Source organism: Afipia sp. GW821-FHT04G03, assembly GCF_059419985.1.
In genome coordinates this window covers 288,467-303,750 of the sequence record NZ_JBWKSV010000002.1, presented here as the reverse complement: position 1 = coordinate 303,750, position 15,284 = coordinate 288,467, and the positions used below count along the sequence as shown (strand labels likewise).

Below are 15,284 nucleotides of genomic sequence, written 5' to 3'. Positions count from 1 at the left end.
AGGATCACGCGGCGCGTTCGTGCGCCGGTTCCCGTTCCTGCGAAGCCTGCTCAAACGCCGCAACAGGCGCGAGCGGCGCTTCTGGCGTTTCGAAGATTCCCTCTGGAAAGGGATCAGCTTCGTCCGTCACCTCCGGGGACGGCTTGGTCGTATCGGCCCAGTGCAGCGCCGTGTAATCGAAACCGCGGACGATGGTCGGCTTGACGATCTCGAAATACGGCGAGATGTCGAAGTCGCGCGGCATGTAGAGCGACGAATCGCGGATGTGCAGGATTTCACGCCGCGCCTGACGGCTTGCGGCCTGCGTGATCTTCGGCAGGATCGGATAGCGCACCACGCCGAATGCCTGTGCGATCAGCGCCGAGCAGATGATTTTGGTCGGATCGCCCGACCCTAACGAAATCATGCGCCGCCGCCAGCGCTGCGGCACCGGCAGCGGGATGAGGTAGCGCATCAGATCGAGAATGTTCTTGGTGTCGTAGCCGAAGCCGATGCGGTTGATGGCGTAGCGGCAGACCGTGGTGCGGTCCTCATACGACAGACCCACCGGACGGCAGAGGCGGGTGTGATAGGGATAATATTTCGAGAGCGGCGCGGAGGTGACGCCTTCGCCGATATTGGCCTCGATCAGGACATGCGGTTCGCCGTCGGGCTCAACCGCGCCGTCGATTGGGCCGACATAGAGTGCGGCATGAGACCACGTCGATTGCGTGAGATACTTGATGATGCCGGAAACGCGGTTGTTGCCTTCGACCAGCAGCACGTCACCGGGCTCGATCAGCCCGCGCAACCGTTCCGGATCGCTCGGCGTGAAGGGTTCGTAACCCGGCACCTCCTTCTGAAGGTACCTGGCGATGACCTTGCCGACGGTATCGAGCACGAAGCCCATGAATGTCTCCCGAGGTCGCGGCACGTTTCTGGCTGCTTTTCCCGCCTCGTATTGTTGTCGGAAGCGATTTCAATTTAGTTCATGCACAGGACGGCGAAATAATCAAACGTTCACCATGACCGTTGCCGCGAAGCCTTTGATGCGGCAAGTTCGCTTCAAGTTCCCACTTTCGGTCGAATTTCGGAAACCATGACATGAGAATTTCCCGGCGCGATCTCCTAGCCGGTTCGGCGGCGCTGGCGTTTTCGCCTTTCGGGCGAAGCGCGCTGGCGGCCCCGTTGCCGCGCGATGCCGAGATCGCCGTGATCGGCGCAGGCGTGGCCGGTATCGCCGCTGCGCGCCGTATTGCCGCCGCAGGCCGCAAGGTCGTGGTGATCGAGGCTGCGTCCCTTCTCGGCGGCCGCTGCGTCACCGACGCGACCTCGTTCGACGCGCCGTTCGACCGGGGCGCGCGCTGGCTTTACAACGCCGAGACCAGTCCGGCGGCAAAGCTCGCGCGCAGCGTCGGCATGGAAATGTATCCCGCCCCGCGCGGCCAGCGCATGCGGATCGGCCGCCGCAATGCGCGCGCCGGAGAGGCCGAGGATTTTCTCGCCACGCTCGTGCGCGCCAATCGGGCCATGGGCGATGCCGTGCGCGGCAAGGCGGATATGCCGGCCGCCGCCGGCCTGCCGAAGGAACTGGGCGTGTGGGCGGGCGCGACGGATTTTCTGCTCGGCGCGATGGCTACCGGCAAGGATCTGAGGGATCTCTCCGCGCTCGATCTGGTGACCATGGCGCAGCGTGACGGGCCGTCGGCTTGCCGTCAGGGATTGGGCGCGCTGATCGCGAAACTCGGCGAGACGCTGCCGGTCGTTCTGTCCACGCCGGTGACGCGCATCGTCTGGAGCGGCCGCGACGCGCAGCTTGAGACCGCGGCGGGCACGCTCACCGTGAAAGCCGTCATCATGACGGCGTCCACCAACGCGCTGCTCTCGGGCAAGATCAGGTTCGCGCCTGACCTGCCGAAGCGCCAGCAGGACGCCGCCTCGAAACTCACGCTCGGCAGCTACGATCACATCGCGCTCGAATTGCCGGGCAATCCGCTGGGGCTGTCGCGCGACGACATCGTGATCGAACAGAGTACCGACCGCAGCACGGGTTTTCTATTGGCCAATCTCGGCGGCTCGTCGCTGTGTCAGGTCGATGTCGCGGGTTCGTTCGGCGCGGAATTGTCGGCGCGGGGCGAGGCGGCGATGGTGGCGTTCGCGACGGAATGGCTGACCAAACTGTTCGGCGCGGATATCAAGAACATCGTCAAGCGCACCACCGCGACGCGGTGGAACGACATGCCTTATGTGTTCGGCGCCATGTCTGCGGCATCGCCCGGCGGCCAGCCGGCGCGGAAGATTTTGATGGAGCCGCTGGGCAGTTTGTTTTTCGCAGGTGACGCTGCGCACGAAACCCAGTGGGGTACGGTCGGTGGCGCATGGGAGTCCGGCGAGCGCGCTGCGGACGCGGCGCTGCGCAAGATCGGCGCGCTGAAGGATTCGCCGGTGGCGGAGCAGACGAAGAAGAAGCCGAAGCGCAGTCAATCACGCGCGACGGCTGAGCCGCCGCCGAGCGGGCGCGGGATGGTCTGGCCGCGCTGACGGGCGATTAACCCCGCAGCACGCCGCCGGTCTTCTTCGTGACGTCCGCGATGATTTTTGAAGCCACCGCGTCGATCTCCTGATCGGTCAGTGTCTTCTCTCGCGGTTGCAACGTCACAGCGATGGCGATGGACTTCTTGCTCTCGTCGATGCCCTTGCCCTCGTAGACGTCGAACACGGTTACGCCGGTAATCAGCTTCTTGTCCACGGCCTGCGCTGTGCGGACGATGTCGCCCGCCTTGACGCTGCGGTCCACGATGAAGGCGAAATCGCGCGACACCGGCTGGAACGGCGACAGTTCGAGCAGCGGCTTGGCGCGGGTCGGCTTCGCCTTGGCGTCGGGAATCCGCTCAAGGATGATCTCGAACGCCACCAGCGGGCCGTCGGCCTTCAGTGCTTCGAGCGTGCGCGGATGCAGCTCGCCAAAATATCCCAGCACATTCTGCGGCCCAACCTGGATCGCGCCGGAGCGGCCGGGATGCAGCCACGCCGGAAAGTTTTTCGACTCGGCAGCCGAGACGATCTGCAACGCCTGCATCGGAGCGCCTGCGGCGGCGAGCACAGCCAGCGCGTCGGCCTTGGCGTCGAGTGCGTCGACGGTGAAGCTGCCGGACCACTGACGTCCAAGACCCTTGGAGGACGCCAGCCCACGGCGCACGCCGCTCGCAGCCATGAACTGATCCTCGGGCCTGTCGCCCTTGAAGATCTGCCCGACCTCGAACAGTGCCACGTCCGAGAAGCCGCGATCCGCGTTGGCCTGCGCCGCCGCGACGAGACCCGTGATCAGCGAAGGCCGCATGTCGGAAAGGTCCGATGCGATCGGATTGGCGAGCGTGAGGGCAGCGCTACCGCCGCCGAACAGCTCGGCCTGCTGCTTGGAGACAAACGACCACGTTACGGCTTCGACAAGTCCGCGGGCCGCGAGCGCGCGCTTGGAGCGGCGGGTGCGCAACTGCAACTGGGTCAGCACCGGTTTGCGCGGCGCATCGCCACGCTCGAACGGCGTCAGCGGCACGCTATCCACGCCGACAATGCGTACGATTTCTTCGACGATGTCGGCCTTGCCGTGCACGTCGCTGCGCCACGACGGCACCGCGACCTTCACCACGGGACCGGTGCCCGCGATCATGAATCCGAGATGGCTCAGGATGCGCTTCATCTCCGGAAACGGCACCTCGATGCCGGCCAGACGCTTCACTTCCGCGATGGGAAATTCGATGATCCGATCATCGCCATGCGTTGCGCCCGCGACGACGACTTCCGACGGCGTGCCGCCGCAAAGGTCCATCACAAGTTTGGTCGCCATCTCAAGGCCCGGCACCATGAAGGCCGGATCGACGCCGCGCTCGAAGCGATAACGGGCGTCGGAGTTGATGCCGAGCTTGCGGCCGGTCTGGGCGATGTTGATTTCGTTCCACAGCGCCGATTCGATCAGCACGTCGGTGGTGGTCTCGTCGCAGCCCGAGGCTTCGCCGCCCATGATGCCGGCCAGCGATTCCACACCATGCTCGTCGGCAATCACGCAGATGCTTTCATCGAGCGTGTAGGTCTTGCCGTCGAGCGCCAGCAGCGTCTCGCCAGCCTTGGCGCGGCGCACGGTGAGGTTGCCCGTCACCTTTTTCGCGTCGAACACATGCAGCGGGCGCGCGCGGTCGAAGGTCATGAAGTTGGTGATGTCGACCAGCGCGTTGATCGGGCGAAGGCCGATCGAGGTGAGGCGCTGTTGCAGCCATTCGGGCGAGGGGCCGTTCTTGACGCCGCGCACCAGGCGCAGCGCGAAGCCCGGACACAGCGACGCGTCCTCAATCGTTACCTGCACGGGCGAAGCGAATTCGCCCTTGATCTGCTTCGGGGCAGGGTCCTTGAACTTGCCCATGTCGGCGGCGGCGAGATCGCGCGCGATGCCGTGGACGCCGGTGCAGTCCTGACGGTTCGGCGTGAGATTGATTTCGATCACCGCGTCGCCGAGACCGGCCCACTCCGCGTAAGGCGCGCCGGGCGGCGCATCGGCCGGCAATTCCATGATGCCGTCGTGATCTTCCGAGAGCTGCAGTTCGGCGGCGGAACACAGCATGCCGCGGCTCTCGACGCCGCGAATGGTGCCGATGCCGAGCGTGATGTCCTTGCCCGGAATGTAGGTGCCGGGCGGCGAGAACACGCTCACAAGTCCCGCGCGCGCGTTCGGCGCGCCGCAGACCACCTGCACAGGCGCGCCGCCATCACCGGTATCCACCATGCACACGCGCAAACGATCCGCATTCGGATGCTGCTCGGCGGAAATCACCTTTGCGATGGTGAACGGCTTGAGCGCTTTCGCCTTGTCGTCGAGATGTTCGACCTCGAGCCCGATCATGGTGAGCTTGTCGGCGATTTTCTCGAGCGGCTCGTCGGTGTCGAGATGCTCTTTCAGCCAGGAGAAGGTGAATTTCACGACGACAACCCTCCCGCCAGCGTCGGGACATCGAGCGGCTTGAAGCCGTAATGATTGATCCAGCGCGTATCGGACTCGAACATCTGGCGCAGATCGTTGATGCCGTATTTCAGCATCGCGATGCGATCGATGCCCATGCCCCAGGCGAAGCCCTGATAGACGTCGGGATCGATGCCGCAGGCGCGCAGCACATTCGGATGCACCATGCCGCAGCCGAGAATCTCCAGCCAGTCCTCGCCTTCGCCGAAGCGAATTTCGCCCTTCTCGCGGCGGCACTGGATATCGACTTCCAGCGACGGCTCCGTGAACGGGAAGAACGACGGACGGAATTTCATGGTGACGTTGTCGACCTCGAAGAACGCCTTGCAGAATTCTGCGAGAATCCATTTCAGGTGGCCGAGATGCGAACCCTTGTCGATCACAAGCCCTTCGACCTGATGGAATTGCGGTGTGTGGGTCGCGTCCGAATCGATGCGGTAGGTGCGGCCTGGGCAGATCACGCGAATCGGCGGCTTCTGCGACAGCATGGTGCGGACCTGCACCGGCGAGGTGTGGGTGCGCAGCAGCGGCCGCGAGCCGTCTTCCTTACGATTGAAGAAGAACGTGTCGTGCATTTCCCGCGCCGGATGGCCTTCGGGAAAATTCAGCTTGGTGAAATTGTAATCGTCGGTCTCGATGTCCGGACCTTCGGCGATCGAGAAGCCCATGTCGGCGAAGATCGCGGTGAGTTCGTCCATCACCTGGGTGAGCGGATGAATGCGGCCCTGCTCGGCGGGCGTCTCGCGGGTCGGCAGCGTGACGTCGATGGTTTCCGACGCAAGCCGGGCATCGAGCGCTGCGTTCTTGAGAATGTCGCGGCGCGCGGTCAGCGCCTCGGTCACCTTGTCCTTGGCGAGATTGATCTTCGCGCCTTCGGTCTTGCGCTCGTCCGGCGACATCTTGCCGAGCGTCGCGAGCAGCGCCGAGATCGAGCCCTTCTTGCCGAGCGCTGCGACGCGCACGGCCTCTAACGCCGCTTCATCGGAAGCGGCGGCGATGGCGCCGAGAATTTCGGTTTCGAGTTTAACGAGGTCGGACATTGCAAGCCCCAGCGGAACGGTTTCGGTTGAACCGTCCGGCGGGGATCATGTCACCCAGCCGAACGCAGCGGAGCGTTGCTACGCTCCGGTCGTATCGGCCTCGTGCAAGAGGGGCAAAGCTTACGCCGCGAGTGCGGCTTTGGCCTTTTCAGCAATCGCCTGGAACGCCGCCGGTTCGTGGATCGCGAGATCCGACAGCACCTTGCGATCCACAACGACGCCCGACTTGGCGAGGCCGTTGATAAACACGCTGTAGGTCATGCCGAACGGACGCACAGCCGCGTTGAGGCGCTGGATCCAGAGCGCGCGGAACGTGCGCTTCTTCAGCTTGCGCGCGCGGAAGGCATACTGGCCGGCCTTGTCGACGGCGGCCTTGGCGGCGCGAATGGTATTCTTGCGGCGGCCACGGAAACCCTTGGCGGCCTTGTAGACTTTCTTGTGCTTGGCGTGAGCTGTGACGCCGCGTTTAACGCGAGACATGATGAATGTCCTTCATCTGGAAAAGTGAAAACGGGATTAGTGAGATGCGCCGCGCGTGCGCGGCATTCAGACTCAGGCGTTCGGCAAGAAGTACTTCTTGATGTTGTCGCCGTCGGTCTTGAACAGCACTCGCGTGCCACGCAGCTGACGAATCTGCTTTTTGGTCCGCTTGATCATGCCGTGGCGTTTGCCTGCATGGGCGGACATCACCTTTCCGGTGCCGGTCACTTTGAAGCGCTTTTTAGCGCCCGACTTGGTCTTCAGCTTGGGCATTTGGCTCTCCTGTGGCCGCAGCAAAAATCCGCCCCGAGAGGCGCTTTGGCGGCTGAAATGCTCGTTAGAGCGTTGATAATGCTCAACTTAATCCCGCGTGGAGAAAGTCAGCATTGGCGTCGCCACGGCAGCCCTTAATCAGCCGGGCGACGAAGGTTGGGCTTATGGCAGACGAAGTGCGAATTGGCAACGATTAAGCGGGGCTTTTCGCAGCCTGCCGGGGCCGGGAAAGCCGCCGCACCGGGCTACCCCTCCGCTGGGTTCATGGCGTCTATGCTGCATTGCACTATGAGATCCTGCGGATAATCCCTATACCCGCCCCAACTTATAAATCGAAGGAATGCCAACAGTCATGCGCAGCGCGACGACCACCTTGTTCTCAAATCCCATGGCCCTGATGATCGTGGGCGCGGTCCTGGCTGCCGTTGTGCCGCCGGCGTCCACCAAAGCTGCCGGGTCGTTTGACGGCGCATGGAAGGTCACCATCATCACCCAGGCCGGCAATTGCGATCCGGCCTACAGCTATCCCGTGAAGGTCGAGGACGGCCGGGTCAGCTATTCCGGCGACGGCAGCTTCGATATTTCCGGCCGTGTTGGCGATGCCGGCGCGGTCAGCGTCGCGATCGCGCGCGGCGACCAGAAGGCCAGCGCCAGCGGCAAGCTGTCGGCCAATTCCGGTTCCGGTCAGTGGAGCGGCAAATCCTCGAGCATGGAATGCTCCGGACGGTGGGAAGCCAGCCGCCGCTCGTAACGGCGCGGACCATCGATCAGTTGACATGAAAATGGCGCCGCAGTGAGCGGCGCCATTTTTCGTATCGATAAGAAAATCGGTTCGGCGCTTATCTTTCGTTGGGCATGATCTTTTCCGAAAACCGGTTCCCACTTTTCGGGATCATGCCCTTAGCGCGGCGCGAGAACCATGACCACCTGACGGCCCTCGAAGCGTGCGTCCTGCTCGACCTTGGCGATCTCGGCGACGTCGCTCTTCACCTTGTCGAGAAGCTTGGTGCCGATTTCCTGATGCGCCATTTCACGGCCGCGATAGCGCAGCGTGATCTTGACCTTGTCGCCTTCTTCAAAAAAGCGAAGCATCGCCCGCATCTTCACGTCGTAATCGTGATCGTCGATCATCGGCCGGAGCTTGATCTCCTTGATCTCGACGATCTTCTGCTTCTTGCGGGCTTCTGCGGCTTTCTTCTGCGCCGAATACTTGAACTTCCCGTAGTCCATGATCTTGCAAACGGGAGGCGTGGTGTTCGGCGAAATCTCGACGAGATCCATGCCGGCTTCCATCGCCATCTTGATGGCGACCGCTGTTTCGGTGGTACCGACGTTGGTGCCGTTCTGATCGATCAGCTGGATTTCGAGATTGCGAATTTCATCGTTGGTGCGCGGCCCATCTTTCGATGCGGTGGGCGGGGCTCTGTTGGGACGGCGAATGGGTAAATCTCCGATGTTGTGAACGAGGTCTTGAGTTTGAAGGAATAAGGTCCGCCGGGCAAGCGCGACAGGGTCGCTGCGCGCATTTTCCGGAGCCGCCCTGAAAAGCGGGATCAGCCATAAAACCGTAAAATGCCCGACAAAATAACCAGCCCTGGTGCTTTCCCTGGCGCTTTTCGGCGAGTCCGCTCCACATAGAGGCACAGCGCCGCTTCCGCAAGCGCCGCACGGCCGTCGAACCCACGGTCCGGCCGAGTAGGCCGGAGTGAAAGTCAGCCGGATGACGGTTGTTCCGTTCGCGTTGACGGATTGTGCCGTGGACCTCCATAACAGCCAAGACGGGGCATCTTCCATGACGCATTCATCTGACAGTTCCGCGGGGCCAGAGCCCGCCTTCATCGACGTGGGGGAGGGCGAGGCTAAGCGGCGCATCGCGGTCCGCAAACGTCCCGGCGTCTCGCCCGGGGTGTTCTGGCTGGGCGGCTTTCATTCCGACATGAAGGGAACCAAGGCGCAGGCGCTCGACGCATGGGCCGCCGAACAGGGGCGCGGCTGCATCCGTTTCGATTACTCCGGACACGGCGAATCCGGCGGCGCGTTCGCCGACGGCACCATCGGGCAATGGCACGAGGAAAGCCTCAAGGTGTTCGACACCTTTTGCGAAGGGCCGCAGATCGTGGTCGGCTCGTCGATGGGCGGTTGGATGGCGCTGCTGCTGGCGCGCGCGCTGGCGAGGCGTGGCGCGGCGTCGGGTGCGACGCTCAGGGGACTGGTGCTGATCGCGCCCGCACCGGATTTCACCGAGGACCTGATGTGGAAGGGTTTCTCGCAGGAGGTCCGCGACGAGATCATGACCAAGGGCCTGTGGCATCGTCCGTCCGCCTATGGCGAGGACGCCTATCCGATCACGCGCAGGCTGATCGAGGAGGGCCGCAACCATCTGCTGCTCGGCGGCACCATCGATGTCGGCTGTCCGGTTCGCATTCTGCAAGGCGCGCAGGACCCCGACGTGCCGTGGCGGCACGCGTTCGCGCTGACGCATTGCCTGCCGAGCGACGACGTTGTGCTGACGCTGGTTCAGGACGGCGATCATCGCCTGTCGCGGCCGCAGGACATCGCGCGTATGCTGGGCGCGGTCAGTGAGTTATCGGCGGCGTGATCCCGAAAAGTGGGAACCGGTTTTCGGATCAGATCACGCCCAAACAAAATCATTGATCCTAGGAGACCGTCATGAAAACCGACACGCTGCTTCATGATTTCTGCCGCGCCGTCGAACAGCGCGACGGCAAGGGCTTTGCGGCGCTGTTCACCGACGACGGCGTTTACCACGATGTATTCTACGGCGCGTTTAAGGGCCGCGAGAACATCACGCAGATGATCGACGACTGGTTCTATCGAACCGCGAAGGATTTTCGCTGGGTGATGCACGATCCGGTCAGCGACGGCAAAACGCTCTATGCGCGGTACACGTTCAGCTACACGTCGATATTGCCGGAAGCGGATGGCGCGCGGGCGATGTTCGAGGGTGTTGCGATCATGACGCTGCGCGACGGCAAGATCGCCGAGTATCACGAGGTCGCCAACACCGCGCCGGCGTTCGTCGATCTGAAGTTCGCGCCGGAACGCATTGCGAAGATTCTGGCGAAGCAGGGCGCGGCACTCAAGGCTCGCCCCGAGATGAAGCGGCATCTGGCGCAGTGAATTCTGGGCAATGATGCGTTAGACCAGTGCCGCCGTCCACTCGTCCCGCACGCTTTCGTCATTATCGTTCGCCGTCTCGGCAAGTGCCGCGAATTCCTCGCGCGGCAACAGCCGCGACAGCGCCCACACCGCAGCGCCCCGCACCATGGCGCTCTCGTCGCCGAGCAGGCGGCGCGCTTCGGTCGCGAGTGAAACATCCCTGCTGTTGCCGATCGCGGTCAGCACGTTGCGCAAAAACCTTGCACGGCCGATTCGCTTGACCGGGGACTTGGTGAACATCGCGCGGAATGACGTGTCGTCGAGCCGCGCCAGATCGGCCAGCGATGGCGCCCGCAGTTCATCGCGGGCTGCGAGCTTCGCTTCATGGCCCGCCTGCGCGAACTTGTTCCACGGGCACACGCTCAGGCAATCGTCGCAGCCGTAGATGCGATTGCCGATGGCCTCGCGGTGCTCGCGCGGGATCGGACCCTTGTGTTCGATGGTGAGGTACGAGATGCACTTGCGCGCATCCAGCCGATAAGGTGCTGGAAACGCATTGGTCGGACAGATGTCGAGGCAGGCCTGACACGACCCGCAGTGGTCGATGTCGGCGTCGTCGCGCGGCAGGTCGAGCGTGGTGAAGATCGCGCCGAGGAACAGCCACGAGCCGTATTCACGCGACACGAGATTGGTGTGCTTGCCCTGCCAGCCGAGACCGGCCTGCTGCGCGAGCGGCTTTTCCATCACGGCAGCGGTGTCGACGAACACTTTGACGTCGCCGCCTGCTGTCGCCAGCAGCCAGCGCGCCAGCGTCTTCAGCCGCTTCTTGATCAGGTCGTGATAGTCGTCGCCGCGCGCATAGACCGAAATCGCGCCGCGCGTTCTCTGTTCGAGAAGCGCCAGCGGATTTTCATCCGGCCCGTAGTTCATGCCCAGCATCACGACGGAGCGCACCTCGCTCCACAGCACGCGCGGACTGGCGCGGCGCGGCGGATCGTTGGCGAGCCAGTCCATGTCGCCATGCGACCCGGCATCGAGAAAGGTTTGCAGTCTGTCACGCGCGCCCGCGATGGAATCGGGATCGGCGATGCCGACGGCGCTGAAGCCGAGGGCGCGCGCCTCGATGGTCAGCGCGGCCTTGACCGCGGACGCATCAGCCGGAGAGTTCTGCGTCAGAAGTCGAGATCCACGTAATGCGCCGACGCCGGAACGCCCGCCATCCATTCGCTCAGCAACGGGCGGAACGACGGGCGGGATTTGATCCGCACGTACCATGCCTTGGCTGCGTCGTCCTCGTTCCATGGCACATCGCCCAGATAGTCCAGCGCCGACAGATGCGCTGCGGCGGCAAGGTCGGCAAAAGTGAGCTGGTCGCCGGCCAGAAAGTTTCTCGTCCGCGCCAGCCAGCCGATATAGGCCAGATGATAGCGCACATTGGCGCGCGCCGCGCGCAGAACATCGGTCGATGGCGGCCCGCCGCCTTGCTCGGGTTTCATGAAGCGCTTGTAGATGCGCTCGCTGACCAGCGGATTGCTGGCTTCCTCAAAAAACTTGTCGTTGAACCATGTCATCAGACGCCGCACCTCGATGCGGTCGTTCATCGCCCGCGGCAGCAGCCGATGCTCGCCAAGCGGCGCGCCGTGGATTTCATCGAGAAACTCGGCGACCAGGCCGGCTCCCGGCATCGCGGGCGTGCCCTCGGTCACCAGCACCGGCGTATCCCCCGCCGGATTGAGCGCGAGGAAGGCTTCGCGCCGGTCCCATGCCAGTTCCTCTACCAGCCGCGTGTCGAGGCCGTGCTCGCCGAGCGCCAGCCGCACGAAGCGCGACCGCGGACAAAACGGGTGATGAAAGAGTGTGAACATGTGATTTTTGATAGTCCGGTTAGGTTTAACAAAAGGTCTCGAAGGGCGGTTAACGCGCAGGGCCGAAGCAACCGGCAGGATAGGCCGGAACGCCGGCTGGCCGACAGGAACCCTCCCTCAATTTCACGGATTTGCCGTTGCGGCAACACGGTGGATGAGCGACAAGAACGCGGTTTGCGAACCCCTCCACTGTTCCGGAAAACTCCCGATGCTCGCTGATCTCCTGAAGGCCGTCATCCTCGGCATCGTTGAGGGTGTGACCGAATTTCTTCCCGTTTCATCCACAGGCCACTTGCTGCTGGTGGAGCGGTTCATGGATCTCGATCGCGACAATTTCTGGAAGACCTTCGCGGTGATGATTCAACTCGGCGCGATTCTCGCCATCCTGGTGATCTATTTCGGCAGATTGTGGCGCATTGCGGTCGGGATGTTCTCCGATCCGGCGGCGCGGCGCTTCGTCATCGGCGTGCTGCTGGCATTTTTCCCGGCGGTGGTGCTCGGGCTGATTTTCGGCGGCTTCATCAAGAGCGTGCTGTTCAATCCGTGGGTGGTGTGTTTCTCGCTGATCGCCGGCGGCGCGGTGTTGCTGTGGGTCGACCAGCAGGATCTCAATCCGCGCTATCACGACGCCACGACATTTTCGCTGCCGATGTATCTCGGCATCGGCATCGCGCAATGCGCGGCGATGATTCCCGGCGTGTCGCGCTCCGGCGCGTCGATCGTCGCGGCGATGCTGTTCGGCGCGGACAAGCGCGCGGCCGCCGAGTTTTCGTTCTTTCTCGCGATCCCGACCATGGTCGGCGCGTTCGTCTATGATTTTTACAAGAGCCGCGCCGACATGACGATGGACCATGGTCTGGTCATCGCCGTCGGTTTCGTGGTGTCATTCATCACCGCGATCATCGTGGTGAAGACGTTTCTGGATTATGTCACGCGACGCGGCTTCGCGCTGTTCGCGTGGTGGCGCGTCATCGTCGGCTCGCTGGGATTGATCGCGCTCGCGCTGGGCAAGTAAAAGGCTTCACGCGCCCTTGTGCGCGAACTGGCCGGTTTTCCGGTAGCGCCAGAGATACGACGGCGTAATGGCCTCCAGCGAATCCGGCGCGATGCCGAGGCCTTCCAGCGTCAGCCCGGCGGCCTTCGCCGCTTCCGATACCACGTTGTCGCTGCGCAGCAGCTCGACCTGATCCGGCGTCAGCTTCAGATCGCCCGGCGCGAATTGCAGGAAGAATGCCTGGAGCCGCGCCAGCGCAAACGGCAGCGACACCAGCGCGCTGTTGCGTTCGGTGACGCGCAGAATGGCTTCGAGAACCTCGCGCATCGTCATCACCTCAGGCCCGCCGATCTCGTAGGTCGCGCCCGGCTTTGTCTTGCCGTCCACGGCGTCGGCGATGGCGGTGGCGACGTCGCCGACATAGACCGGCTGCAATTTCGTGAGGCCCCCGCCGATCAGCGGCAGCACCGGCGAGATGCGCGCCAGACCTGCAAAGCGGTTGGTGAAATGATCTTCCGGGCCGAACACCACCGAGGGGCGGATGATCGTGGCTTCGGGGACTGCTGCCAGCACTGCCGCCTCGCCCGCCGCCTTGGCGCGGGCGTAGTGCGAGGTCGAGTTCGCATCCGCGCCGATGGCCGAGACATGCACCACCCGCGCCCCGGTCTCGCTTGCCGCGCGCGCCACGGCTTCCGCGCCCTGCGCCTGCACGGCGTCGAAGGTCTGCGCGCCGCTCTCGGACAGAATCCCCACCAGATTGACGATCACGCTGGCGCCGCGGGCGGCGGCCTGCACCGACGCCGGATAACGCAGATTGGCCTGCACCGCGTGAATCTGGCCGACCTTGCCGACGGGCTGGAGATGCCCGGCGAGATCGGGGCGGCGGACGCCGACCCTGATGCGGTAATCGCGCTTGCAGAGCGCCCGGATCACGTGCCGCCCCAGAAAACCCGATCCTCCGAAGACCGTGACGAGCGTATCGATGGGGGCTGACATGCGTGGGTTCCTGCGTAAATGTTGGATACGGGACGACCGTCCCGCCGATTTCCGCGATACGCCATCATTCCTGTGCTGTACAGGCCATTCCGGCGGCATCCGTAGCGTTTTGAGCGGAGTGGATACCGGGTTCGCGTCAAGAAAACGCGTCAAGGCCGGAGCTATTTGACAACCGCGCGGACGATCAATAGTAACCGGCCCAATGCCCAGGTGGCGGAATTGGTAGACGCGCTGGCTTCAGGTGCCAGTGGCTTAACGGCCGTGAAGGTTCGAGTCCTTTCCTGGGCACCACTCGATGGTACGACGGCTTCCTCCCCGGAGGTCAGTCTTCCGGACGGTACCCTCCATCCGATTGACTCAATCCAACGTTCTCGGCGGAGCTTTCGTGAAAAATCCAGCCGTTATCCTGATGGCCGTGCTGTTCTCGGCCGCGCCGGCCGTTGCGATGGATGCCCGGTTCGCGGCGAGCCTCAAGAAACTCGATCCCCAGACCCGGCTGGAGCAGGTTTGCGATCTCGAAGCCATGAGCCGGATCGACCGCGACGCCAATCCTTATCATCCGGATCGCGCAAAGACCGATGTCGTGTCCCACCCGAAGCACACCGGCGACACGGTGAAAGGCTCCGGCGGGGCATTTCGCAGCAAGGGCCGCTGGTATTCGTTTTCCTTCGAGTGCAAGGGCTCGCCCGACCACATGAAAGTGCTGTCGTTCAGTTACAAGATCGGCGAGCTGATCCCGGAATCGAAGTGGGCGGCCCTGGGGTTGTGGCGGTGAGGCTGCCGATCCCTCTCGTCTCCCGGGGTATTGAGCGGTAGTTTAGCTCCATCGATTCGATCACATCCGAAACCGAGAGTTTTGCAGACCATGACCATCCGCCTGCATCGCGGCGACTTGCCGGACCTTTCGCGCTACACGCAGTCGGTGGCGATCGACACCGAGACGCTCGGCCTCAATCCGCACCGCGACCGGCTGTGCGTGATCCAGTTGTCGAACGGCGACGGCACTGCGGACGTCGTGCAGATTCCCGCAGGCCACACCGATGCGCCGAATTTGAAAAAGCTGCTCGGCGATCCGAAGGTCACCAAGATTTTTCACTTCGCGCGGTTCGATCTCGCGGTGCTGTTTCATGCTTTCGGCGTGATGCCGCAGCCGGTGTATTGCACCAAGATCGTGTCGCGGCTGGTTCGCACCTACACCGATCGGCATGGTCTGAAGGATCTGGTGCGTGAAGTGCTCGGCGTCGATCTGTCGAAGCAGCAGCAGTCGAGCGACTGGGGCGCTGCGACATTGACCGATGCGCAACTGGCGTATGCCGCGTCCGACGTGTTGCACCTCCATGCGCTGCGCGAAAAGCTCGACGCCATGCTGGCGCGGGAAAGCCGCGAGGAACTTGCGAAGGCGTGTTTCGAGTTCCTGCCGACCCGCGCCCGGCTCGACCTCGATGGATGGGAAAACGACGACATTTTCGCCCATTCCTGATTCCGGCCTTCGCAGCGGATTTCGCCCGGTTTCGGCCACTTTTCCG

General features: G+C 63.3%; 16 protein-coding genes and 1 tRNA gene. 8 read left to right on the top strand and 9 right to left on the bottom strand.

The window, feature by feature from the left end; all coding sequences use genetic code 11:
• Positions 1-4: 4 nt before the first annotated feature.
• The gene (locus tag AC07UB_RS10715) at positions 5-889 is read right to left on the bottom strand and encodes a YiiX/YebB-like N1pC/P60 family cysteine hydrolase (RefSeq protein ID WP_492791480.1); all 885 of its coding nucleotides are present in this window, start codon (positions 887-889) and stop codon (positions 5-7) included.
• A 194-nt stretch (positions 890-1,083) separates the two neighbouring features.
• Between AC07UB_RS10715 and AC07UB_RS10710 the strand changes: the two genes are divergently transcribed.
• Positions 1,084-2,520 (top strand): flavin monoamine oxidase family protein, encoded by a 1,437-nt coding sequence (locus tag AC07UB_RS10710; protein WP_494652914.1) that lies wholly within the window; start codon positions 1,084-1,086, stop codon positions 2,518-2,520.
• A 7-nt stretch (positions 2,521-2,527) separates the two neighbouring features.
• Here the strand turns inward: AC07UB_RS10710 and pheT are convergent, their stop codons facing one another.
• The 4 genes from pheT to rpmI form a co-directional block, all read right to left on the bottom strand.
• Complete coding sequence (gene pheT / locus AC07UB_RS10705; protein WP_494652912.1) at positions 2,528-4,951, bottom strand: phenylalanine--tRNA ligase subunit beta; 2,424 nt, start codon at positions 4,949-4,951, stop codon at positions 2,528-2,530.
• On the bottom strand, positions 4,948-6,030 hold the full coding sequence (gene pheS / locus AC07UB_RS10700) for a phenylalanine--tRNA ligase subunit alpha (RefSeq protein ID WP_494652910.1): 1,083 nt from the start codon (positions 6,028-6,030) through the stop codon (positions 4,948-4,950). Before pheS ends, pheT begins: the two co-directional genes overlap by 4 nt.
• A gap of 120 nt (positions 6,031-6,150) precedes the next feature.
• On the bottom strand, positions 6,151-6,510 hold the full coding sequence (gene rplT / locus AC07UB_RS10695) for a 50S ribosomal protein L20 (RefSeq protein WP_492791484.1): 360 nt from the start codon (positions 6,508-6,510) through the stop codon (positions 6,151-6,153).
• A 72-nt stretch (positions 6,511-6,582) separates the two neighbouring features.
• Positions 6,583-6,783, bottom strand: a complete 201-nt coding sequence (rpmI, locus tag AC07UB_RS10690) for a 50S ribosomal protein L35 (protein ID WP_044405954.1) — start codon at positions 6,781-6,783, stop codon at positions 6,583-6,585.
• A gap of 352 nt (positions 6,784-7,135) precedes the next feature.
• Between rpmI and AC07UB_RS10685 the strand changes: the two genes are divergently transcribed.
• Entirely contained in the window at positions 7,136-7,534 is a 399-nt protein-coding gene (locus AC07UB_RS10685; protein WP_492791485.1) for a hypothetical protein, read from the top strand.
• A gap of 149 nt (positions 7,535-7,683) precedes the next feature.
• Here the strand turns inward: AC07UB_RS10685 and infC are convergent, their stop codons facing one another.
• Positions 7,684-8,223 carry a translation initiation factor IF-3 gene (infC, locus tag AC07UB_RS10680; RefSeq protein ID WP_492792737.1) on the bottom strand — a complete coding sequence of 180 codons (540 nt, stop codon included), beginning with the start codon at positions 8,221-8,223 and terminating at the stop codon, positions 7,684-7,686.
• A gap of 352 nt (positions 8,224-8,575) precedes the next feature.
• On the opposite strand from infC, the gene AC07UB_RS10675 reads away from it, so the two are divergent.
• Both AC07UB_RS10675 and AC07UB_RS10670 read left to right on the top strand, forming a co-directional pair.
• Positions 8,576-9,382, top strand: a complete 807-nt coding sequence (locus tag AC07UB_RS10675; RefSeq protein WP_494652907.1) for an alpha/beta hydrolase — start codon at positions 8,576-8,578, stop codon at positions 9,380-9,382.
• 71 nt (positions 9,383-9,453) lie between these two features.
• The gene (locus tag AC07UB_RS10670) at positions 9,454-9,924 is read left to right on the top strand and encodes a nuclear transport factor 2 family protein (protein WP_492791487.1); all 471 of its coding nucleotides are present in this window, start codon (positions 9,454-9,456) and stop codon (positions 9,922-9,924) included.
• 18 nt (positions 9,925-9,942) lie between these two features.
• Here AC07UB_RS10670 and queG read toward each other — a convergent pair whose 3' ends face one another.
• Positions 9,943-11,127 carry a tRNA epoxyqueuosine(34) reductase QueG gene (gene queG / locus AC07UB_RS10665; RefSeq protein WP_492791488.1) on the bottom strand — a complete coding sequence of 395 codons (1,185 nt, stop codon included), beginning with the start codon at positions 11,125-11,127 and terminating at the stop codon, positions 9,943-9,945.
• Positions 11,076-11,768 carry a glutathione S-transferase family protein gene (locus tag AC07UB_RS10660; protein ID WP_492791489.1) on the bottom strand — a complete coding sequence of 231 codons (693 nt, stop codon included), beginning with the start codon at positions 11,766-11,768 and terminating at the stop codon, positions 11,076-11,078. Before AC07UB_RS10660 ends, queG begins: the two co-directional genes overlap by 52 nt.
• Before the next feature lie 208 nt (positions 11,769-11,976).
• On the opposite strand from AC07UB_RS10660, the gene AC07UB_RS10655 reads away from it, so the two are divergent.
• Entirely contained in the window at positions 11,977-12,783 is an 807-nt protein-coding gene (locus AC07UB_RS10655) for an undecaprenyl-diphosphate phosphatase (protein ID WP_492791490.1), read from the top strand.
• A 6-nt stretch (positions 12,784-12,789) separates the two neighbouring features.
• Here AC07UB_RS10655 and AC07UB_RS10650 read toward each other — a convergent pair whose 3' ends face one another.
• A complete protein-coding gene (locus AC07UB_RS10650) occupies positions 12,790-13,758 on the bottom strand; it encodes a complex I NDUFA9 subunit family protein (RefSeq protein WP_492791491.1) in 969 nt (322 codons plus the stop codon).
• Between the two features lie 204 nt (positions 13,759-13,962).
• On the opposite strand from AC07UB_RS10650, the gene AC07UB_RS10645 reads away from it, so the two are divergent.
• The 3 genes from AC07UB_RS10645 to AC07UB_RS10635 all read left to right on the top strand — a co-directional run bounded on the left by AC07UB_RS10645 (position 13,963) and on the right by AC07UB_RS10635 (position 15,238).
• A tRNA-Leu gene (locus AC07UB_RS10645) sits at positions 13,963-14,049 on the top strand.
• 118 nt (positions 14,050-14,167) lie between these two features.
• The gene (locus tag AC07UB_RS10640) at positions 14,168-14,533 is read left to right on the top strand and encodes a DUF930 domain-containing protein (protein WP_492792738.1); all 366 of its coding nucleotides are present in this window, start codon (positions 14,168-14,170) and stop codon (positions 14,531-14,533) included.
• A 90-nt stretch (positions 14,534-14,623) separates the two neighbouring features.
• A complete protein-coding gene (locus AC07UB_RS10635; RefSeq protein ID WP_492791492.1) occupies positions 14,624-15,238 on the top strand; it encodes a ribonuclease D in 615 nt (204 codons plus the stop codon).
• Positions 15,239-15,284: the final 46 nt, after the last annotated feature.